General features: G+C 63.1%; 18 protein-coding genes. 3 read left to right on the top strand and 15 right to left on the bottom strand.

Translation table 11 applies throughout. The annotated features are described in order from the left end of the window. Nucleotides 1–257: 257 nt before the first annotated feature. Nucleotides 258–2,963 carry an AAA family ATPase gene (locus tag ACFQ9V_RS06910; RefSeq protein WP_382458421.1) on the top strand — a complete coding sequence of 902 codons (2,706 nt, stop codon included), beginning with the start codon at nucleotides 258–260 and terminating at the stop codon, nucleotides 2,961–2,963. Between the two features lie 436 nt (nucleotides 2,964–3,399). Here ACFQ9V_RS06910 and ACFQ9V_RS06905 read toward each other — a convergent pair whose 3' ends face one another. From ACFQ9V_RS06905 to ACFQ9V_RS06835, 15 genes are all read right to left on the bottom strand, one after another. Next, nucleotides 3,400–7,371: an NACHT domain-containing protein gene (locus tag ACFQ9V_RS06905; RefSeq protein WP_382458420.1), complete on the bottom strand. Its 3,972-nt coding sequence runs from the start codon at nucleotides 7,369–7,371 to the stop codon at nucleotides 3,400–3,402. Nucleotides 7,372–7,519: 148 nt separating this feature from the next. After that, complete coding sequence (locus tag ACFQ9V_RS06900; protein WP_382458419.1) at nucleotides 7,520–7,924, bottom strand: hypothetical protein; 405 nt, start codon at nucleotides 7,922–7,924, stop codon at nucleotides 7,520–7,522. Between the two features lie 317 nt (nucleotides 7,925–8,241). After that, entirely contained in the window at nucleotides 8,242–8,685 is a 444-nt protein-coding gene (locus ACFQ9V_RS06895) for a single-stranded DNA-binding protein (RefSeq protein ID WP_382458418.1), read from the bottom strand. 97 nt (nucleotides 8,686–8,782) lie between these two features. Then, a complete protein-coding gene (locus tag ACFQ9V_RS06890; RefSeq protein WP_382458417.1) occupies nucleotides 8,783–9,250 on the bottom strand; it encodes a hypothetical protein in 468 nt (155 codons plus the stop codon). Continuing rightward, complete coding sequence (locus ACFQ9V_RS06885) at nucleotides 9,247–9,648, bottom strand: hypothetical protein (protein WP_382458416.1); 402 nt, start codon at nucleotides 9,646–9,648, stop codon at nucleotides 9,247–9,249. Before ACFQ9V_RS06885 ends, ACFQ9V_RS06890 begins: the two co-directional genes overlap by 4 nt. Continuing rightward, the gene (locus ACFQ9V_RS06880) at nucleotides 9,648–11,453 is read right to left on the bottom strand and encodes a type IV secretory system conjugative DNA transfer family protein (RefSeq protein ID WP_382458415.1); all 1,806 of its coding nucleotides are present in this window, start codon (nucleotides 11,451–11,453) and stop codon (nucleotides 9,648–9,650) included. The genes ACFQ9V_RS06885 and ACFQ9V_RS06880 overlap by 1 nt, the downstream gene beginning before the upstream one ends. Further along, nucleotides 11,450–12,898: an ATP-binding protein gene (locus ACFQ9V_RS06875; RefSeq protein ID WP_382458414.1), complete on the bottom strand. Its 1,449-nt coding sequence runs from the start codon at nucleotides 12,896–12,898 to the stop codon at nucleotides 11,450–11,452. The genes ACFQ9V_RS06880 and ACFQ9V_RS06875 overlap by 4 nt, the downstream gene beginning before the upstream one ends. A gap of 5 nt (nucleotides 12,899–12,903) precedes the next feature. Continuing rightward, on the bottom strand, nucleotides 12,904–14,436 hold the full coding sequence (locus tag ACFQ9V_RS06870; RefSeq protein ID WP_382458413.1) for an SCO6880 family protein: 1,533 nt from the start codon (nucleotides 14,434–14,436) through the stop codon (nucleotides 12,904–12,906). 3 nt (nucleotides 14,437–14,439) lie between these two features. After that, nucleotides 14,440–15,483: a hypothetical protein gene (locus ACFQ9V_RS06865; protein WP_382458412.1), complete on the bottom strand. Its 1,044-nt coding sequence runs from the start codon at nucleotides 15,481–15,483 to the stop codon at nucleotides 14,440–14,442. Between the two features lie 5 nt (nucleotides 15,484–15,488). Then, nucleotides 15,489–15,812, bottom strand: coding sequence for a hypothetical protein (locus ACFQ9V_RS06860; protein ID WP_345840015.1), 324 nt, complete (start codon nucleotides 15,810–15,812; stop codon nucleotides 15,489–15,491). Continuing rightward, on the bottom strand, nucleotides 15,809–15,970 hold the full coding sequence (locus ACFQ9V_RS06855) for a hypothetical protein (RefSeq protein ID WP_345840016.1): 162 nt from the start codon (nucleotides 15,968–15,970) through the stop codon (nucleotides 15,809–15,811). The genes ACFQ9V_RS06860 and ACFQ9V_RS06855 overlap by 4 nt, the downstream gene beginning before the upstream one ends. A gap of 6 nt (nucleotides 15,971–15,976) precedes the next feature. Continuing rightward, complete coding sequence (locus ACFQ9V_RS06850) at nucleotides 15,977–16,627, bottom strand: hypothetical protein (protein WP_382458411.1); 651 nt, start codon at nucleotides 16,625–16,627, stop codon at nucleotides 15,977–15,979. A gap of 87 nt (nucleotides 16,628–16,714) precedes the next feature. Continuing rightward, on the bottom strand, nucleotides 16,715–17,815 hold the full coding sequence (locus ACFQ9V_RS06845) for a hypothetical protein (protein WP_382458410.1): 1,101 nt from the start codon (nucleotides 17,813–17,815) through the stop codon (nucleotides 16,715–16,717). Further along, a complete protein-coding gene (locus ACFQ9V_RS06840; protein ID WP_382458409.1) occupies nucleotides 17,812–18,558 on the bottom strand; it encodes an RNA polymerase sigma factor in 747 nt (248 codons plus the stop codon). Before ACFQ9V_RS06840 ends, ACFQ9V_RS06845 begins: the two co-directional genes overlap by 4 nt. Before the next feature lie 489 nt (nucleotides 18,559–19,047). Then, nucleotides 19,048–19,206, bottom strand: a complete 159-nt coding sequence (locus ACFQ9V_RS06835; RefSeq protein WP_382458431.1) for a helix-turn-helix transcriptional regulator — start codon at nucleotides 19,204–19,206, stop codon at nucleotides 19,048–19,050. Between the two features lie 141 nt (nucleotides 19,207–19,347). Between ACFQ9V_RS06835 and ACFQ9V_RS06830 the strand changes: the two genes are divergently transcribed. After that, the gene (locus ACFQ9V_RS06830) at nucleotides 19,348–19,947 is read left to right on the top strand and encodes a helix-turn-helix domain-containing protein (RefSeq protein WP_382458408.1); all 600 of its coding nucleotides are present in this window, start codon (nucleotides 19,348–19,350) and stop codon (nucleotides 19,945–19,947) included. Between the two features lie 2 nt (nucleotides 19,948–19,949). Then, nucleotides 19,950–21,071 (top strand): tyrosine-type recombinase/integrase, encoded by a 1,122-nt coding sequence (locus tag ACFQ9V_RS06825; RefSeq protein WP_382458407.1) that lies wholly within the window; start codon nucleotides 19,950–19,952, stop codon nucleotides 21,069–21,071. Nucleotides 21,072–21,142 lie beyond the last annotated feature (71 nt).

The raw sequence follows: 21,142 nt of genomic DNA, 5'->3' as shown, positions 1-21,142 counted from the left end.
CACGGAACTCCCGAGGGAAACGTCTAGCCATAAAGACCAACCTCCCGAACCAAACAAGGCCGATGATAAGTGACCGAAGAAACGGGGGAACACCACAGGGCAACGAAGGTAGAAGCGACCGAAGAGAAAGAGCGAATGCACGCAGGCACTCTTTGAGATGAATTTCCGATTTGCGCGTCAAAATCGCCTGATTAACACAACGTGTAGGTATGAGGGGTGGGGTTCAGCGATGGAAGCGCGGCCAGACTTCACAGGGAGTGAAGCAGGCGGTCCAGTACGCCTTCGCGGGGGTCTGTGATGCGACGCTGACGGCGAAGACCGCCCAGGGCGCGATCGCGGCGGCCGGATACGCGAACGCAGTGATGACTCGCTACGTCGTAGAGGACGGCCACATCCGCGACGACCTTCTCACCCGGTCGCAGTTGAAGAACTGGGTGGACGGTGTCGACCCGTTGACCGGTGAACGTCGCGGACGGGATCTCGAGTCGCCAGTCGCTGACCTGATCCTGGACGCGACGATCAACGCCCCCAAGTCGTACTCGATCGCGGCCATGCTCGACCCCGACATCGCCACCGCCTACGAAGACCTCCAAGACAGGCTCCGAGATCGGATCATCAAACTTTGGCAGACCGAGCTCAACGCTCGGCGAGGAAAGCAGGGCTGCATCCGCGAGGACCTCGCCCGGGTCGAAGTTGTGGAACTGCGGCACGAGCGTTCGCGTTCATTGGACCCGCACAAGCACCGCCACCTGTGGCTCAACGTCAAAGTCCAAGGTGTCGACGGCAAGTGGTCCAACATCGACACCCGGGTCGCCTTGCGGTTCCAAAACGTGATCAACGCCGAAGGCGACCTCGCCTCCCGAACGGACCCGGCATGGATCACCGCGCTGGCCGCCAAGGGCTTCACCTTGAACGTCGACGGCGAGATCACGCAGCTGACGCACCTTGTGCAACCGCTGTCGAAGCGGTCTACGCAGATCGAGGCCAACAAGGCGGCGCGCGTCGCCGAGTGGAAGGCCCAACATGCGGAGCAAGAGCCGTCGCACGAAGTGCTGAACCAGATCGATCGCTGGGCGTGGGCCTACGGGCGCCCGGACAAGCCGGGTGACCTGGACGCCGAGGACTGGGCGACAACCGTTCAGAAAGAACTACTAACTGCTGATCCAACGCTCGGACGAGAGCGGGACGCGAAGCCGGTCGCAGTCCGGTCGCCCAACAGCCTTGATCTGGACCTCCTGGCTGCGATGGCTATCGTCGATGCGGATGCCCGGTCGACCGGGACGGGCGGGCGATTCAGCGAGATGGACATTCGCGCAGGCGTGATCCGGGCCCTATCTAAATCGGGGGCCGTCGCCGCTCGATCCGAGCTCGAGCCCCTGATTGACCAGATCGAGGAGACGGCGGTCCAGACTCACACGGTCACCCTCTTGAACGAGCCTGATGTGCCGCGCCACATTAAGCACCTGATGGCGACGTCTACGGCGGCGCTCAAGGCCAGTGTTGCCCGCCGCGTCGAGCTGATGGCCGGACCGGGCGAGCCACTGAACGCGGAAGAGGTTGTTGCTATCGCTCGACTGGTCGAGCCCGGGAGAGTTCTCAACGCCGAACAGCGAGAGGGAGCTGCGGCCATTGGCGGCAGTGGCGCAGTCATCTGTGTGAGTGGAGCCGCCGGGACAGGGAAAACGACGATGCTCAAGGTCGCCGGCGCTGCCCTTCGACGCAACGGTCACGACATGATTATTGTCGCCCCCACCAAGAAGGCATCATCCGTGGCGGGGCGAGAAGCCGCGAGCACTGCGTCGTCCCTGCACCAATTGCTTTACGACTACGGCTGGCGGTGGGAGACCACTGCCAGCGGCGCCGCCAAGTGGTCGCGGCTCGTTCCCGGACATATCGATTCCAGAACAGGACGGATCTATGACGGACCCACTCGCCCGATCGCGATGGGCGATCGAATCGTGGTCGACGAGGCAGGAATGATGGAGCTTGAAGCCGCGAGTGCACTCATCGAATTGGTACAACAAACAAGAGCAACGATCGCGCTTGTCGGAGACCAGCGGCAAGCGCTCCCGGTAGGTCATTCCGGGGCCATGGCGCTCTTCTGGAGGCGAGCGTCGACTCGCGTTGAGCTAACCGAAATCCATCGCTTCGAGGACCCAGCATGGGCAGAGATTACGCTCCGGCTCCGCGAGCCGGACAGCGTCGCGGACTCCGAGTCGGTCGCCGACGAACTGATCGATTCAGGCCGTGTGGCCATGGTGGACAGCGATCTCGCCGCGCGCGACGCGATGGTCGAGAGCTGGCTCGAGGCAGATCGCGCGAACCGATCCATTTCCCTCGTCACGGCGACCCATGCAGAGGCGCAGACGATCAACGAGGCCATTCAGGCGCGGCGGTTGAATGCCGGCTCCATATCGGCCGCGCGAATGGTTACCGGGCAAAACGGACAATCCATCGTGGAGGGCGACATCGTTCAGACACGGCGGAACGACGCAGACTCCGGTGTAGATAATCGTCAAAGCTGGACCGTCAAGAGAATCACAATTGACCATGTCATTCTGGAATCTGTTGGGGATGCAGCGGATCTCCGAAAGGTGACAATTTCATACGCATCCGAACATGTGCACCTTGGCTACGCATCGACGGTTTACGGCGTCCAGGGGGAGACTACCGATCGCTCGCTTGTGGGGCCCGGCGTCGATGCAGCCGGCCTGTACGTAGGGCTTACCCGCGGTCGCGAGCAAAACTCGGTCGTTCTTCTCGCACCGACGAGAACGGCCGCGAAGGCCGAGTTGGTCCAAATGATGCGACGACAGCCCATAGAAGAATCGATCGAACGATCTCGTGATGCCGCTCGCCGGGAGCTTCGGCGGGCAGCAGTTCCCGGGGCCGCGCAAAACGGCGTGACTTCGCCTTCTCCAACCGATTCCACTCTCGGCTTGATCGATTTGGCCAGATCCTAAGATCGCAATCCGGACGCACGCAATTGATAACCGAGTGGATTAGCTCCCTCGAGCACCGCGTCAACAGCTACAAACGAGAACAGCGCCACGGAAAAGGTTTGAGCCTGGCGTTGTGCGTCAGGTCCTGCGCCGCCCCTGCTGAATATCAAAGCTTGACGTCCGTCAGTTGAAGCAGTCTGCGCTGCCTTGAACACCAAGCTCGAGTCCAGGTTTCCGCGAGTGTTATCAACCCAGGCCAGGTAGTGATGGCTATAGAGGTCACAGACCTCCCTAAGCGCTTCTGGGGCCTCGAGCGTGTCAATCGCTCCCAAGTGCACCATCCAATCCCGACACAGGTGCACGGCCTGCTCGGCCGATACGCCGTGGGACATGGGTTTTGGTGCTTCAGCTCTCACAACTCCAGTTTGCAGTAGGCATGCGACGACTGTCACGGCGCTCATCCGAAGATAGCGTGATGAATAATCGGTTCGATCTGAAGTTCGGGTCGCCTCGAATTCGCTTGGTCCGTCAACAGTTTCCGGACCCCTCGAGCATTGTTTAACGATGCTCTCCGCTTATCGACGTTCGTAATCTCACTGGGTTTGAATTTGACGACTAGATACACGCCATGGGTCAGACCGTTCTGCTCCAAATATCTGTCAGCGAGCTGGTCAAGCAGGTGGGTCCGCACTTCGGTATTCCAGATGCCTTTTACCTCGATCACTACGACATAGTTCCGATCGGCTTCCCGGTCACGAACGGCAACGCGTATGTCGTTTCGATCTCCCACGCCTTTGCCTGTCTTGTTCCGCACTTCGACTTCGCGATTGATCAAGACGTTGGTGTCCCGAAGCTCTGTAGCCAAGGCGTGACAGTACCAGTCAGATATTCGCCCCTCGTCCTTCGGTATTGCCTGCGATCCGATTCGGTTCCAGAGCGCAAACGACTGAGGTGTCTCGCCTACAAGCCATTCCTGAATGGTCGACAGTGCGTTGACAACTTCTCGCAAAAGGTCATCGGAACTGTTTATCAGCCTTGTATCGCGACGCGAAAGCAAAAGATTAATCTCGCTGACGGTGGGCGGTCGCCACGAGGATTGCCGAAAGGTTTCGAACGCCATGATCACCGCCCATTCGAGCCCCATGTGACGGCGGTCTAGTCGGGTCAGCACTCGAATCGCGTCGTCTGTGCCCTCCTGAATTAGATCACTAAGCTGACCGTCCCTCCATCGAGCCGCCTCTTCGCGAGAAGTAACCGAATGAACTCCAAGCTGATGCTCGTCGCTGGTTGGTGGGAAGATCTCCGCCAGCAACTCGTACAGATTTGCCTTCAGTTCGTCAGTCATTGTTGATGGGAAGCGCGAAATGCCGTGGCGGCTCGACGCAACGACCAGGAGTGCTAGTCGTGTTAGCTCCGGTGCTGTCTTGGACCGAGCACGAGCTATTCGAACTGCAGCTTTTGGAGAGTCTGCGAATAGGACGCGGAGGCAACTTGCCATCACGGCGACTTCGGCGGATTTCGATGCGAGCAGTATTGAGGCGTTGATCGCGGAATCCGGGTCGACTCGTCTCAGCAGTTCCAGAAGTCCATCGCGAACGCTCGAAGAGGCGAGCGGAATGAGTCGCCGAACCAAACGGACGTTACGACCATTAATCACATCTTCAATGTCATTTACCGAAGGCGGCGGGAACTCCATCCGCGCGACGCTCCTTAGGTGCTTGGCAATCGCATTCTGCAACTCATCCGGCGACGCCTGCTCAATTCGCTTCAGGATTATGCGTCGCACTGAAGAGACCTTCTCCCGTACGTCCCCGTAATTCTCATATTCCAAGGTCGCCGCTGCGAGCGCGTCCCATGCGACTTCTCGATCTCCCTCATACAGTCCTGGCGCGTGAATCTCCAGCGTGTATGCCGCCCGAAACAGCGCTTCGGCAGCGTAGTAGATACGATCTGGGCGACGACGCTTCGGTAAGACCATTGGCGCAGCCGTGAGATACCGAAGCGCTTGGGCAAGAATCTCCTGGCGGCTTCCCCGATCGAGGAGGTCGCCGGCAGCGGAACCGAGGAGATCTGGGTTTCCACGAAGCGAATAGGCTTGCAATTGCGGGTCCGCATCGAGTGCGCGGGCGAGTCTCCAAAAGAGCTCGGGCGCCCTAGTAACCTCGTCAATCCACGCATGGATGTCCTCGACGTAATCGGAGCGCGGAATGGGCTCCTTCGCTTTCGGCGTATCGATGGACTGGAGCTGGTTCCAGTGTCGCTTTTCCTCAAGCGCCTCATCCGACTGCAGGTCCATTAGGACATACCGTCGAGAAAGGCTTTCCCACATCGGAGTCCCTGCGCACCTCCATATGAAGGCGAGATGCTCTGCAGAGCCGACACTCAGAATGCGACCTGCGAGGCGTGACCATATAGAACTCGGAGCCGCATCATCTTCGTTTGCGCGCGCAACGACCCAAATAAAGTCATCTACTCCAATCAGATTCTTGTTCTGTGAGTCGCGGAACCATGTAATTCGGTCGGCGCTCGCGCCAAGGCGGATGACTAGTCGGGTCATAATCTCCTGCCAACGCTCACGAGAGGATTCCCCGCGCGCGATGGGCAGACTCGATGCCGAACCTTCAATCAATGGGACGAGTACAGCAATCAGGGCGTCGTCGGTGCGATCGTCCGTGACGCTTCGCGCTACCCACTCTGCGCTCGCCGCATCGATCAGCCTCAGTATCCCAAAACGACCCGGAGGATCAGCGTCCACACCTCGAAATGCTGCCGGACCCGACGCCCACCAGCGCAAGACCTGTCCCGCATCCCGGGTTGAGAGCCCTTGTCCAAAATCGTGAAGGAAAGAACTGTAGCTTCCGTAGAAAGATTCCGGCTCTGGCACTAGAAGGTCCAAGAGATCGCCAAGAGTGAGCGACGTTGGATACAACACTTCGAGAATGGTTCCTCGAAGCTGACATTGCATATCAGCCTCGAAAAAGGATGGATCATTGAGAGGAAGGGCACGAACTTCATCGATCCTTCCGTTCGCCGCGAGTACGCGGACGGCTTCAGCGCGACAGCGAATCGGTGTGCTTTCCCCACGAGCGATAGCGACCAACTCGGCCTCCAATCCGGGTGTGTAGGAGTCCACCAGCACGCGAAGTGATACAAACATCGAGGACTCGTCGTGTCCCTGCAAACTGCTGCGTAGCTGCGGCGCAAGCTCCCGGTGTGCGAGGCCGCCCAGCTGATCCGCCCACCCAATCAAATAATCGGCCTTCATCGGTTCTTTGAGCAGCCCAGCAACGAGAGTGGAAGACAGGTCAGGACGCAAACGGCCGAGCTTGTTCCTCGCCAGATTCAGGGGATCAATTTGCAATAGCCAATCGAACGTCGTCGACCCAGCGACAAGTGCGGTTGCGACATCCAACATTTGCGGAGGAATCGAGGACGCACCCCCGGAAGACGTAGTCAGCAATGACGACAATTGTTGGCGACTTAGCCCCCACCTCGTCAACGCTTCAGCCGCCAGAAAGTCGCGCAAGATTCGATGCGCAAAGTGTCGTTCCCCATTTCCCGCGTCTAGAAACAGCGGGGTGAGAAGCGCCGCTTGCAGATGAGCATTCGTAACATCTCGTGGCGCATTGTCGATTTGTTCGCGCCCGGCCGCGGACTCGGTCGGAAATCCGGCCGCTTCGCTTCCGGGGACTGCGAGGCCCGCCCCGGTAGCCCCGGTCAGAGCCATAAATGCTGCTAGACGTGCAACAGCTGTCCGCTGCGTCGTGGCATCGTTGTCGGGTGGAAACAACGGCTGGTCGTCAGGTCTTGCCGCGGTGCTAAGCAAGAGAGAAGTCGCCCGGTCTAAGAGCCTGACGCGCCCGGGAGGCAGATCTCCGTCCAAGAGGAACATCTGAACCAGAAGCGCAAGTGTCAGAGGATTCGCCGCGAGTTCGCCCACATCGTTACTAGTGACCGCGCTAAGAAATCGTTCAGCGTCGGCCACTCCCAGGTCAGCCGCGAGCTTCGCCGCATCAGGCCGTCGCAGCGGCAGCAAGACGTGGACAGCACCGGCTTCAACCTCGTCGAAGACGGCGGGGATGCCAGGCAATGTTTCGGCAGTGCGAGAGGTCGCTACGAGCCTCCAGCCGTTGGACTGACACTTCTCGACGATTCCTCGGACGAATGGAACCACCTTTTGGACGCCACGGATTTCATCGATGCCGTCAAGCAGCAACGTTCGTTCCAGCGACGAGTCCCCGAACTCGATGATCGAGAGCTGGCGTTCCAGATCTGTAAGTGTGCCAATGTCGCTAAAAGCGATGAGGGCGGTTTCGTCTTGGGTGCTCGAAAGCTCTCGGTGAAGCTCTCGAATAGCAGTGGACTTACCTGAACCCGGCTCCCCCAGAAGCAGGGTCGCGTGACGCTCTCGGAGCTTGCTGAGGTCCATCGCGCCAGTCGCGTCGTTTGGCAAGAACTCTGCTGGAATCGAAAATCCGTGCTGCGCCACATACCTTGGTGCTGAAGGCGTTACGACCACTCAAGTTCCCTTCGACGGTGTCGACCGCTGCTCAAACCACGCCACGCACATCCCGCGCTCAGCTACGGCCGCGTTTGAGGAGCCGCGCTTCCTCGGTCCGGCTCATCGTCTTTGTTGCCTCAGGAATCTCTGAGGATAGTCCGCGCCACTGCCGCTCTTGCTCGATCCAGGCTCGCCTTTTGCGAATCTGCCTGAGCTTCGTTGCCTGAGCCACGTTCAAGGCGACTAGTGAAGTTACGTAGATCGCCCAAGTCCATGCGGCGGCCTTCGCTAACACCACTGAGAGAATCCACACCACAAAGAGGAGTCCTCCTGCGGTATATAGTGCCGCCGCGGCAAAGCCAAAATGTGCGAAGACAGGCGCTCGTTGCCGCAATGACCACTCAATAACGAACTGATCGCGAAGCTCATCCACGAGCTGCTTGGCAGCCCCCACACTCATCTTTTCTGATACGGCTGTCAACCGAACTGCTCGGCCGAGTTCGTCCTCACGCCTATTCACGCGTGCTATCCAGATAGCAACCGATGCGGCCAGTAGGCCCGCCACAACCTGAGCCCAATTGAATTGCACGTCTACCCCGGTCCGACTGCCATCTGCCCAAACCCATACGAAAATCGCATTCGTGGAGCGGCAGACTCAGACACTATATTGCGATCAAGGCTCTAGTCATTTCACATCCCAATTCGGGGGCGCGCGGCGATCCTTCGGTCTATTGCGGTTTAGCTGACATGCGAAAGGGAGCCGACCTTCCGATCGGCTCCCTTTACCTCCCGTAGGCCCTAGGCGTGAATCGAGGAGATCGACTCCGTGGCGCCAGCAGAATACACAGGCCCGGTCGCCGATACGTCCGGGCCGTCAACTTTTGGGCGCCTGGCGACCTCTGCTGTCGTGTAACGGAGCGATGGCCCAACGCTGTCGGCAACTACTTCAGTCGCGGCACGCGGCTCCCCGGTGGCCTGGTCGGTCCAGTGGCGGAACTCGAGGTTGCCGTTGACGATGACGGTGTCGCCTTTGGCGAGGCTCGCCGTGACGTTCTCGGCGGTGCGACCGAACACGGTGGTGCGGTGGTACTGGGTGTCGCCGTCGACCCACTTGCCGTCTTCGAGCTTGCGGTCGGTGACGGCGACGGTGAACTTCGCGAACTTGGTGCCGTTCTGTGATTCGCCGTAGTCGGGGTCGGCGACGAGGTTGCCTTCGATGCTGATCGGGACTCGTGTGCTCATGATTCCTTTTCCTTTCGATGGGTGCGGCCTTTTGGTCGCTTTCACTTACACGTTGTGTTTTCGGTCGCGGGACGACGTCGTCGTGACGCGCATCCGCCTAACTGGCGTGAGAGGTATGGATCCAGTCGGCCCAGTCGGTCGCGATGGCGGTGTCGATGGCATGCGGGAGTTCCGTGTGTCCGTTGTGGCATTCGCCGTTGTACCAACCGGCAAGACGCGGGAGGGCGGCGGCGAGGCGTTCGTGCCAGCCGATAGGTCCGTAACCAGCGTCAAGGGCGTCGTAGGAGACGAGCCAGGCGGTGTGAAGAGCGGAGAGCTCTTCGACGAGGGCGCCGTGCTGGTACCAGCACGGCGGGATCTTGCGCGACGGAAGGTCGTAGCGACGGATGAACCAGGTCACCCAGTGGCGGAGTTCCGTCCACACTTGGGGCGCCTCTGCGTCTTCGAGGGTGCGCCAGTTGACGACGGCGACGCCGAGTATCCCGGGGCTGCGCCTCGGTGTTTGGTCGTCCCAGCCTTCCGGGAGCGAGTCGAGGAGTTCCTCGATTCGCGGCTTGTCGGTCACGGCCACTCCGATGCTTCTATGAAGCGGGCGATCTTGGCCTGCAGGCGAGAGATCGCCTGAGTGGAGGCGGTACGGCGGGAGACGAACCCGGAGAGCGCACGGTCGCGGTCGATGAGCTGGTGGACGTACTCATGGCAACGCGGGTGCAGGGCGGTGAGGTCCTCGTGACGTTCGCGTGCAGCCCAGCCGCGTGGGGTCTGGCTGACGCCGTTGTAGTCGAGGTGGTGGAGTTCGAGGGTGTGAGTGCTCCCGATGCCGAGGCAGAGTGCGCAGCGGACTTCGCCGGCGCGGGCGTGCTCTTCGGTGAACCAGCGGTCGCGGCGCGCGAACCAGGCCGGCGAGTGCAGGTAGCGGGTGCGGTAAGTGTTGGCCCTGGCTGGGCGACGACGGTTGGACATCAGTTCCGCTCCTCTGCTGCATGCCGACGGTCGACGGCGGCTTGGTACTGTTCGGCGAACACGACCTGCTGGTCGAGTTCGGTGAGCTGCTTGCCCGACTTCACCTGCCCGGCGTCGTCGCGCTCAGTCCAGCCACGGAGGTCGAGGAGGATGCCGCGCCGGTTTCGGTAGGCGAGCAGGCCGATGGTTTCGGGCATGCGCCGGATTTCGTCGAGGGCCATGACGGGCACCTTCTCGTTGCTGATGTTGGTGGAGGATCCGGAGTCGTTGTACGAGTGACCGGTGTTGTGGATGCGTCGGCCGCCGAGCAGGGCTTCGATGTCGCGGAGGTGGTCGACGTCGGATGCACCACCGAGGAGGAGCTTGGCGGTGGCAGCCGACCAAATCGTGTCCGCCTCAGAACGAGACCAAGCGGTCTCTGCCTGGGACAGTGCCTGGAGGACGACGATCGTGGAGATGCCGATGCCGCCACCGTCGGCCATGATCCGCGGCAATGCAGGCCAGGAGAACATGTTCGCGATCTCGTCCAAGATCAGCGCGAGCGGCGGGTCCAGCCGGGAGCCTGGTGAGGCGAGGGCTTTGCGGCGTGCGGTCTCGACGATGTCGTCAAGGATCGCACCGAGGAATCCGCCGACGGAGCCCGCGCCGGCTCCGGTGCCGACGAGGTAGAGGCTGTTGGATCCGGCGAGGAATGCGTCGGGGTCGAACTGCTCCCCCGGTCCCGGTGTCATAGCCCTACGGATGGCGGGGATGGCGAGGGGACGGATGGCGCCGGCGACGCCGAACCACGAGTTGGCGAGGAGCTTCTGGTCGCCGTTGATGATCGCGTCGAGATCCTCTGACCAGCCCGGCGTGCCTTCAGTGGCGAGGACGCTGACCGCCTCGAGGGCGAGGCGGGGGTTGGAGCCCCAGCGGGCGAGGGCCTCGACGCCGCGGCCCGACACCGCGGCCGCGTGCAGCAGCCGGGAGAGCACGGACGAGGAGACCTGCGCCCATTCCTGATTCGTTTTGGATGCCCCGAGAGCGGTGCCGGCGACGATGGCCTGTCCGCGCTGGTCGGCGACGAGCGGTTCCTCACACCCGGTCACAGGAGAGATGCGAAGCGGTGACCGTACCCCGGATAGTTCCTGCGGGTCGAACACCGTGACCTCGCCGAGACGAGCGCGCTCGCGCATCGTGGCAGCGAGGTTGTCGTTACGGGTTGAGGTGGTGATGACCGGCCCGTCCCAGTCGAGGATGGCGTTGATGATGAACCGGTAGCCCTTGCCGGAGCGAGGTGCGCCTTCGACGACGATCGAGTCCTCGATCGATACGTAGACGTCCTGCCCGTGCGCACTGCCGACCTTCCACCCCGCCGCGGACGGTGTTGGGTAGGCAAGCGATGGCCGGAGCGTCTTGGCGCGCTGAAGCGCAGTGCGGGCGGAGGTGTGCTTGCGGACCTCACCGGGCTTTGCGAGTCCGTCCCGGCCGCGGAGCTCGTTTATGAAGTGTCGATCAGACTGGCGGTAGTGCAGCCACCAAACAACCGCTGCCGCCACCACGCTGAGAAGTAGAAGGACCGCGAGGATGTCGAGGGCTCGGATCAGGGTCACAGGTGCCGTGCATCCGGGAGCGAGTGCGAACCCGCTGGGGTCGCCGCCGATGGCCAGTTGGAGGCCAGCGAACACACTTCCGGGCTGGCCGCCTCCGCCGCAGGTTGCGGTGAGTGTGGCGCTGGCGATGCCGGTGGTGAGGGCGCCGGCGGCGACGATGGCGAAGAGGCAGTAGAGCGCGAGCTGGGTCCAGGAGGAGCCGTGGGTTCTCATCCTCGTTCACCGCCCATGGCGTCGGTGCGGAAGATCCCGAGTTCGAAGTCGGTGCAGATGTTGCGCACCTTCGCGATCCGGTCCTGGCCGATCTGCCAGAGCCCTTCGCCTTTGTGAAGTTTGCGGACCAGGTCGGCCTGGGTGTCGTTCCAGCCGAGGATCTCCCGCGACCGCGCGATCTCTCCAGAATGCTGCGCGTACGAGATGCGGGTCTCGCAGTCAGCGAGTAGCCCGAGGGCGCGGGAGTGGAGGGCGCTGTTGCGATCACCCAAGGCGTCCAGGTCCGCGACGCGGTGGAGGAGGTACCAGTTGGAGGTGCCGAGGTGGCGGGCGACCTTCTCGTCCTCGACCCTGTCAGCGAGGCCGTCTCCGCCGGAGACATCGTTGAGGAGCTCTACCGCGGCCTCTTCGTGGATGATGACCCGCGCCTGCCGGTTTGCACCCAGGCTGGAGCGGCGGATCCAGTTCGCCGTCGCCAGCCGGGCCAGCGCCTGCGCCTCTGGCGATGCGCCCTTGAGCGCGGAGGTGTCAACGACCATCATTGGGGCGTCCGCGTCGAACCGGACGGTGGAGGGTCCGTCGAAGAACCCGGTGAGGTCACCGGACACCATCCGACGCAGAGAGTGCGCGAGCCGATGTCCGGCCTCTGCGACCTCGACCGGGAGCGCTCCGTCGGGTTCGACGAGGCGGTTGTAGACGTGCGTGATGGTCACGGTCGACTGCCCGCGGAGAGCGTCGAGAGCGACGTCGAGCGCGGTGTGCTCCACCGGTTCCAGGTTCCCGCCCTCGCGGAGGCGGCGGATGATCGTCTTCACCGTCGCCCGCCGGTACTGGAGGACGTTCTGGTTCCAGTCCTCATCCGAGAAGGAGAGATCCCGTGGCCCTTCATCGAGCAGGTTGATCCGGGCGGCTTTACCGGGCCCGACGCTGATGGAGGTGCCCCCGACATAGGCGGCGACACGCACCCACTCACCGTTCGGGTCGTGCGGCACCGCGATCTTCCGCCCCAACCGCGCCAGCCGGGAGGACCAGGACTTCGCCAACATCGACTTCCCGGTCCCCTTCACTCCGAGGATGGCGACAGAGTGAGAGCGAACGGCCTCGGCGGAATAGGCGTCCCACGGGTCGAAGCAGAACGGCGCACGGGAGAGCAGGTTCTCGCCGATGTACGCACCGGTGAGGATGTCCCCGGTCTCGGCCAGGAACGGATAAGCCCCGCCGAGGACCTTAGAGGAGCAGCGGTGCGCGGGAGGGGTGACGCGCAGTGGGCCACGCAGATTGTGCGGCTGCTTCCACCCCCACGCCGGCATCTTCGACGCCGGCAACTCCGCACTCTGCAGCTTCCAACTCGAGTCCTTGTCTTCCGCAGCGGTCTGGCGGTGGCGGCCGTTGGCTCCCGGCTTCTCGTTCGCGGGGATGCGGCCGATGACCGTGTTCGGCTTCATCGCGCTCACTCCCCTTCCACCGGCACCGGCAACGCCGCGGTCACGAACCCGGCCGCCTGCTGTCCCGACATCGACGCCAGCACCAGCCGTGCCGGGTGCGAGGCCTGCTCTATGTCGGTGCGGGCCTTGGCGAGGGCGTCTTTGGATTCGGCGGAGATGGTGACGAATCCGCGGTACTGGACGTCGCCGAACCCGTCGACGAGGTCGTGCTCGCGCACCGCGAGGTCTTCCTCTTCGCGGAGGTGGGTGAGGGGGATCCGGGAGGACAGCTTCATCCGGATGGTGGCGGCGGTTTCCATGTCGGACTGGGCCCGGTTCAGCTGGGCCAGCGCCTTGTGCGTCGCCACCGGCCGCACCTGCAGGGTGATCACCCGGGTCGCGTCACCGGCGTAGAGGAGCGGTTCGAGGAATCCGGTGCGGACGTCGGTGCGGGGCCATTCGGCGACCCAGAACGTCTGGTGCCAGGACTCGTCCACCCGCAGCGAATCCCAGCCCTCGTCGATCCCCATCACCGGCGACGGCGCAGATACCACACTCGAGTCCTGCTCACGGCGGGTGGCCGCGGCCACAGGGTCTGCGGACAGAGCGTTGAGCTCATCGAGCTCGTCCGAGGTCAGCCAGCCGGCCGGGGTGAGCCGGGCGTGCTCCATCGAGGTCTCGATGCCCGCCACCCGCTCCTTGAGCACGGCGGCGAGCCCGGTCAGGCCCTTGCCTGCGTCGCGGATGGCGCCGTTGAGGGCGGCGGTGTCGAAGGTGAGGGTGACGTAGTTGGTGAACCCCATCGACCGCTTCGACGCCGCCCGCGTCAACGCCCAATACTCGCCGCGCAGCTCGGCGCTGACCTGGGGATCGAAATCGCCCTCACGGGCAACGAGGTAGTCCCTCAGCTGGGTGGACGATGCCCGGTCGACGCGGATTCGGATGCTGGTTTCCCGGATGCCGGGCAGGTTCTCCAGGGAGCTGAGCCATTCCACGAAGCCGTCGTAGGCGGCCTCCTGAGTGCCCTTATCGCGGAGCGCCCACGCTTTGGACCCGACCCGGACGGTTACCGAGGCGAGCCGTCCGCGGGCGTTGTAGATGAAGCCGCCGGCGCCGGGGATCTGAACGATCTGCACGTCGCCGAGCGCACCCGGCAGAAGGAACTTGGAGGTCACGACCGGGGTGGCCGCCGCGATCTGCGCATGCCCCACGTTGAGCGAGGCGACGGAGACACGGAACCAGACGTCCCGACGGAACATCGTCTGCCCGGCCATGCTCCGAAGGAGGTAGCGGGCGGCTTGGGCGACGATCACGATGACGGGTTCGCGCCGGTAGGTGGCGAGCGCGAAGAAGGTGATCGCGGCGATGACCGGCAACATCACCCACAATCCGTTCGGGTCCGCGAACAGTGTCCCGAGCAGGATCGCGACGGCGCCTCCGATGACCATGAGCTGCATGAAGGTGAGGCCCAGGAAGATCCCACGACGCTCGCGGGCGGCGAAACGGACCCGGGGAGCGCCTTCGTCGGCGATGACTTGGTCTGCAGTGAAGGTAGTCATGGGTTATCTCCCAACCTTGATGACCCGTGCCGCACTGCGGACGGGCGCGGAAGCGGTGGAGGCACGCGAGAACTGATCGCGTACCGAGAACCGGTGATGAAGGGCCGTGCCGACCTCGGCGCCCGCGAAGGAGACGAGTTTTGTCGCCCACAGCGGGCTGAACGAGGCGGCGATGACCGCGCCAGCGGCGACGAGGATCACGCCGATGCTGAGGCTCGCCTTGGTCAGCTCGACCGCGAGTAGGACGACGCCCGCCGCGAGGGGTTTGGCGATCAGCAGTCCGACCGAGAGGTTCATCCAGCGTTGCGCCCAGGCGGTGAGCTTGGGTTGGCCGATCATCATCAGCCCGATCGGAGCCATCGCGGCGAGGGCGAGGAGTCCGAATTCGCGGATCGACATGGCAATGAACAGGAAGAGGGAGGCGATCATCATGAGTCCGACGACGAGCAGCGCCATGACGTATTCGCCGATGCCTTCGGGGCCCTGGGCACCTTGCTGCGCCATCACGAAAATGACGCCGCCCTGGGTGAACTGGGCACTGTGCATGACAGTGTTGGCGGATTGCTTCGGCAGGTCGAACAGACCGACCACGCGCAGCAGACTCTGGCTGAGGTCGCCGCCCTGGGCCGCGGTCGTAAGACTGCGGGTGACGTTGTCGGTGATCCCGGAGAACTGTTGCATGGCCCACACGCAGATCGCGCTGAACGGGATGGCGAGTGCGGCACCCGCTGCGGTGCGTCCGATCCTGCCCCAGTCCTGCAGGATCATCGCGATCCCGATGTGGACGAGCGCGACGATCAGGATGACCGGGGCGGTGACGGCCACCCAGAACAGGAACTGCGAGTGGGCAATGCTCCAGCTGCCCTGGTCGATGTTCGTGTTGAACGATCCGGCGATCATCGTGGCGATGAAGTTGCCGAGGTTGACGATGGTGGAGGCCATGAACCCGGCGACGGTTTGCGAGGCTTGGCAGCCGAAGTCGGAGACGAAGCATCCATAGTTCGGCGTGAACGGATCCGGTGGAGCTGCGGCGAGGATGTCGATCATGGTGATCACGCCACGTGGAGCGACTGGCCCCAGTTGATCAGCCCAGCGATGCCGCCAGCGACGGCTACGCCGGCGATGCAGCTGATCAGGCCGACGATGCCGGCCTTCTGGACGCGCCCATTGCTGGAGATGTGGCCGACGACGATGAACCCGGCCGCGATCAGCCCGCCGATGATGGCGAGGATGAGCACGATCGCGAACACGACGTTGGCGATTGCCTGCAGCGCTCCGACGCCGGGACCGGAGAAGTCCGGGCTCGGGTTCGGTACCGCCGCGACGGTGACGATGCGTGCGTGGACGGTGACCAGGGCTTCGTTGAGTGCGTTCATGATTCGGTGTTCCTCTCATCGGTGCGGTCGGGGGTGGTTGGTTCGTTGGCAGGCGCGTCGTTGAGTCGTTTGGCGGCGAGGTAGCCGGAGGCGGCGATTCCTGCGAGGCAGAGACAGATGATGGCCAACAGGCCGAGCAGGGTGTTGACGAGGTCCATTGGGGTTCACTCCCCGCTCGCGGTCGAGGCCCGGACGGCGGCTTCCGGGATGGTCACGAAGAGGTGCGTGGCCTGTCCTTCGGAAGGAACGTCGACGGTGAGGACGAGACGGTCGACGCCGGCCGGGAGGTAGAAGGCGGCCGCGAAGGAGCGGCCTTTGTTGTTCTGGATGGTCCAGTCCGACTTGCCGTGGAAGAGGCCGCCGGGAAGCCACGGCAGTCCGGCGGCTTTCGCAGCGGCCGGTCCGTCGACGGTGTCCAGGACGGCGGGCTCAGGTCGGCCGTCGAACTGGGTTCCCTTGAGAGTGGTGCCGGTGACGTCCTGGATGGTCTGGCTGCCCTGCGACGGCTTCCACTCGCCGGTGAGGGTGACCTTCAGGAACAGCACCGGTGTGCCGGCCGGGAAGAGTTCTGCGGTGGCCCTGGGGAGCGTGCATTTGCAGCCGGTCCTGGCGGCGAAGGTGGTGCCGCCGAAGACTTCGACCCACACGGTGTCCACGATGCCGTCGGCGATGGGCATCGTCGGATCCGCCGTCGGCGTCGCGACCGGTGTCACAGTCGTGAAGGAGCGATCTCGGTCTGGTGCAGCAGTGCTGACGCAGCCGACCAGGGCCAGGCATGCGAGGAGGGCAGCGAGTGCGATCAGTTTCTTGTTCATCGTGGTTCACCTCGGTTTCGTATGCGCCCTTCACCTACACGTTGTGTGTCGGGGCGAGTTTTGACGCGCAAATCGGAAATTCATTTCTCAGGGCACCTGGATGTGCTGGTGTGTGCAGGTATCGGGAAAGGCGTCGGTGAAGTTCAGCAGCAGCCCGGTGTGCACCTTGGCACGGGCTCGGCAGTCGCTTTGGCCGAGGCTGGATCCGTTCGGGGCGTACGGGTCCAGGACATGGATCAGTTGCAGGGAGAGGTCATCGGATCCGGTGAGGGAGCGATGATTGAGGGCGTAGAAGTCGACCGCTTTGCCCTTCCAGTGCGCGGACGCGGTGCCCGCTCCCGGTGTCATGCCGGTGCAGCGTCGGTTGAGGTCGCTCACCCCGACGGTTTGGAAGGCTTGGGCTGCGACGACCATCAGTTGCAGGACACGAGCGTCGACGGTGCACTCCGGTGTGGCGGTGCCGTCAGCCATGTTGATCACTTGCTGCTCGTACCTCGGCTCGAGGAATGTCAGCTTCCCCGCCTGTACGTCGGCGACCAACGCCACGGCGGCCGCTTTGGCGTCGGCTGGTACCTGGCAGGTGCTCGTGGCGGTGCCGGTCAGTGCGATCAGAACGTGCTGTGCTGGAGTCCAGAACCGTGTGTAGTGGTTCGGGTCCGCGTTGATCTGGACTGCGTTGGCCACCAGGGTCGGGGCCGCGGTCTGCCAGTCCGCCACGGTCAGCATCCGTGTGTAGAACGCGCCTGCCGCAGTGGCCGGGTCCATGCGCTTTTCGATGCTGCCGTAGCCGACGCCCTGCTGGAAAACGCCGATCGTCGTGTTGTCGACCGCGTCGCCATGGTTCAGGTTGCGAAGCCCGGACTCCCCCATGGCCACCATCAACGCGAGGACCTGACCATGCGGTGGGACGTTCAACTCCTGGCCGACGGTGATGATCGTCGAGGCAACCTTCAACTGGTCCGGCCCATACCCGTCGACGGTTTGACCCGAGGCGACGGCAGGAGCAGACCCGCCGCACCCTCCTCCGGTTCCGGCGGCCGAGTTGGGGCCCATGGCGAGGACCATGGTGACCGGCAGGGCGACGAGCCCCACCGGGACCACCAGCAGGATGACCATCGCGACGATCAGGAGGTTCCGCGTCGTCTTCGGATGGGCGAGCGCCTGGGCCGCGGCTCCGACCCCGATCATGCGGCCTGCTCCTGGCGCATCACGGTGTGGGCAATGTAGACCAGTCGTTTGGCTTGGGCGATCCTTGCTCGGGCCGAGCCGGGGTGGATGTCCAGCTTCTTGGCGATTGCCTCCGAACTGTCGCCGAGCATCCTTGCGACCTCGCGGATGCCGCCCTGATCGGGGATGCACCGTACGATCACCGGGCCGGTCATGGGGAGGTCCGCATCAACAGCTGCGAGAGCAGCGCGAACAGTGCTAGCGGTCAGGAATACTCGATCGCGGATCGTTCGGACGCTGCGAATGGAGAGGTCGCGTTCGAGCCCGACGCGCTCGGCGTCGCCGTCGGCCAGCGCGATCTCGCCCACGACAGCCCAGTCGCGTGGTGCGACGAACTCCGCGACGAGCTTCATCCACCGACCGACGTCGTACCGTTCGATGAGCAGGGTGAGTGCGTCCGGTTGGACGAGGGACTCGAATTGGTCCCAGTGGCCCATGTAGGGCGGGATGTGCCTGCGCAGTTCGTTGCGCAGGACGTTGCGGGCGACACCGAACACGAACGCGTTCGGCGTTCCCGATCTCGGGTCGTAGGTACTGCTGCGGCGCCAGACCGATTCACGGATCTGCTGCATCACATCATCGGGATCCAGCGAGTGCCGTCGTCCAATGCTGTAGACGACGAAACTGCGCAGAGTGTCGACTTCACGGATGAGCTCCGCTATGCGGGCATCCGCCCTGCTGCCGACTTGAATTCCTCCAGCCACGAGATCACAACCTTCCTTGCATGGAGGTGGCTACTGCGAAGGCTCGGGTTCGAGTCCGAGAGGACCCGTCAGAATTCCGTCTTTCCAGCCGCGAGGGCGCGCGGCAGCTCAGCTCGTGAAGGGAGGATGTTCGTACAGATGGGCGTCGCGAATGGAACTCTCGGGGCGACGTCCTCCGCGTTCAGCGATGGAGAGGTGACTTCGACTCTGAAGTTCGGGAGCCTCAGCCACGATGTGTCACCGCTGTCCTGACTCGAATCGCGAGCCCAGGACCTCGGCAACCGGGGTAAGAATCAGCCGTTCCATCTGGTGCCGCACGCTACCCCCGAACGGGGGTAGCCCGTAGTGACCACGCCGCGGGTTACTGCCTGTTCTACTGACAGCCTTCGCACTGCAAGTCATCGATCGGATCGACCGGTACGAGATACCCGTCCACGAAGTCCCGGATGACGCCCGGGGTGGACGGCGCGTCTGGGATGGGCAAACCGGTCACATCAGCACCGCCGTCCCGGTCTGTACGCTCGCCTCCACCCATGCGATCACCTCCGCCGGCTTGTAGACCACCTGATGTGGCGTGGGCTTGTAGTAGCGCGGACCCTTCCCCTTGTAGCGAAGCTGTGCCAGCGCGGCGACGGACAGTCCCGTCATCTCGGCCACCTCTACGGGCCGAATGTATTCTCCAGTCATCTCATCTTCTCCATTTCGACTAGAAAGGAGCACTGTTTCAGTGGAATTTACGATAGCGTGCATTCCTTGGTTTGACAATAGGGAGTGGTCTATGCTGTTGAAATGGCTGACTTCCGTATCGAGGACAACGTGGGCGCACGGATCAAGTTCGCGCGTCGGGAGCGAGGATTTCGCACAGCGCGCGAGTTCGCTGACTCGCTCTCTGGAGGCAATGTCACGGCAGCTGTCGTCGAGAACATCGAGTCGGGCCGCAAGGCTGACATCAGCATCACCCAGCTGCTCAATATCGCCCACGGGCTAGGCACCCCGCCCTCGTATCTGCTGGCGCCGATCGGCAGGCCGAACGCGAAAATGGACCTCCCGAATCTCAACGACGAGCTCGCCGACATGACGGCCGCCGAGTTCGACTGCTGGCTTTCGGCAACGCCATTGAGTTCGTATCGCCCGAGATGGGCCGGTGAACGCGTTGACATCGAGGCGCTCGGCTCGCTGCGACAGCTCGGGACCTTCCAACGCGAACTCGAGCGACTTCGCCTCGTCATGAACGTGCAGTCAGCGTCAGGCGACGCCGACCTCGTCCGGGCGAACAAGGACATCAAGCGCCAGATCGACACCGTCTCGAAGGAGGCCGCCCGGCTGGTCGGCCTGCTTGAGTCCGGCGGATTCGTGGACGTCGCGAGCGAGGACGACGATTCGGAGTAGTCATGGGCAGCATCACCCCGTACGAGTCAGCCGCCGGCAAGCGATACCGGGTTCGCTACCGCAAGCCCGATCATTCGCAGACCGACAAACGCGGCTTCCGGACCAAGCGCGAGGCCGAACTTTTCCTGGCATCTGTCGAGACCAAGAAGGCCACTGGCGAGTACATCGACCCCACCGCCGCCCGCGCGACCGTCGATCGACTTGGCACGGCCTGGCTTGCCTCTCGGTCCCACCTGAAACCGTCGTCGGCCTATGTCTACGAGTCCGCGTGGAGACTGCACGTTCAGCCGCGATGGGGCAACGCGATGATCGGCAGCATCCGGCACAGCGAGGTCCAGACTTGGATCACAGAGCTGAGTAATGGGACAGAAGGCACGAAGCCGAAGTCGCCGACAATCGTTCGTAGAAGCCACGACATCCTCGCCGGCATTCTCGACACCGCTGTTCGCGACCACCTCATCCCTTCGAATCCTGCGAGGGGCGTAAAGCTACCGAGGCGTAGGTCTCGCGCGCACACTTACTTGACCAACGCACAGGTCGCCGAGCTCCTCGTGGCATGCGCGGAACACGCCCCGATCGTTGCAACGCTCGCCTACACAGGCCTTCGTTGGGGCGAAGCGTCAGCTCTGCGGGTTCGCGATGTCGATGCGCGCCGACGCCGACTTTCCGTCGAGGAAAACGCCGTATACGTGAACGGATCGATCGTGGTTGGCACGCCCAAGACATACGAACGTCGCAGCGTGCCGTACCCACAGTTCCTGTCCGCGCCGCTGTCCGCGGCATGCACAGGCAAGGCGCGTGACGACCTCGTGTTCGACGATGGTCGGGGCGAGTACCAAAAGACTCCCACCATGACGGTCAACTCGTGGTGGGACCGCGCCCTCGTGACGGCAGATCTACCACCAATGACGATCCACGACCTACGTCATACGGCTGCGTCCCTCGCTGTCAGCGCGGGCGCGAACGTGAAGGCCGTTCAGCGAATGCTCGGACATGCCTCTGCGGCGATGACGCTCGATACGTACAGCGACCTGTTTGACGACGACCTCGACTCTGTGGCGGTCCGCCTAGATGAGAAAGCGTCGATTCACATATCCCGCGTCTGGAGCGAAGCGCACACTTGATATCAAAGCGCCGGCCAAGCGATCTAGATGTTCAAGGGTGAGCAATACCGATTGCTACGGCTACCGCGATC

This window comes from Leifsonia sp. NPDC056665, from assembly GCF_042791795.1.
GTDB lineage: Bacteria > Actinomycetota > Actinomycetes > Actinomycetales > Microbacteriaceae > Leifsonia.
The sequence above is the reverse complement of the archived record's forward strand: the minus strand, read 5'-3'. Positions and strand labels throughout refer to the sequence as shown.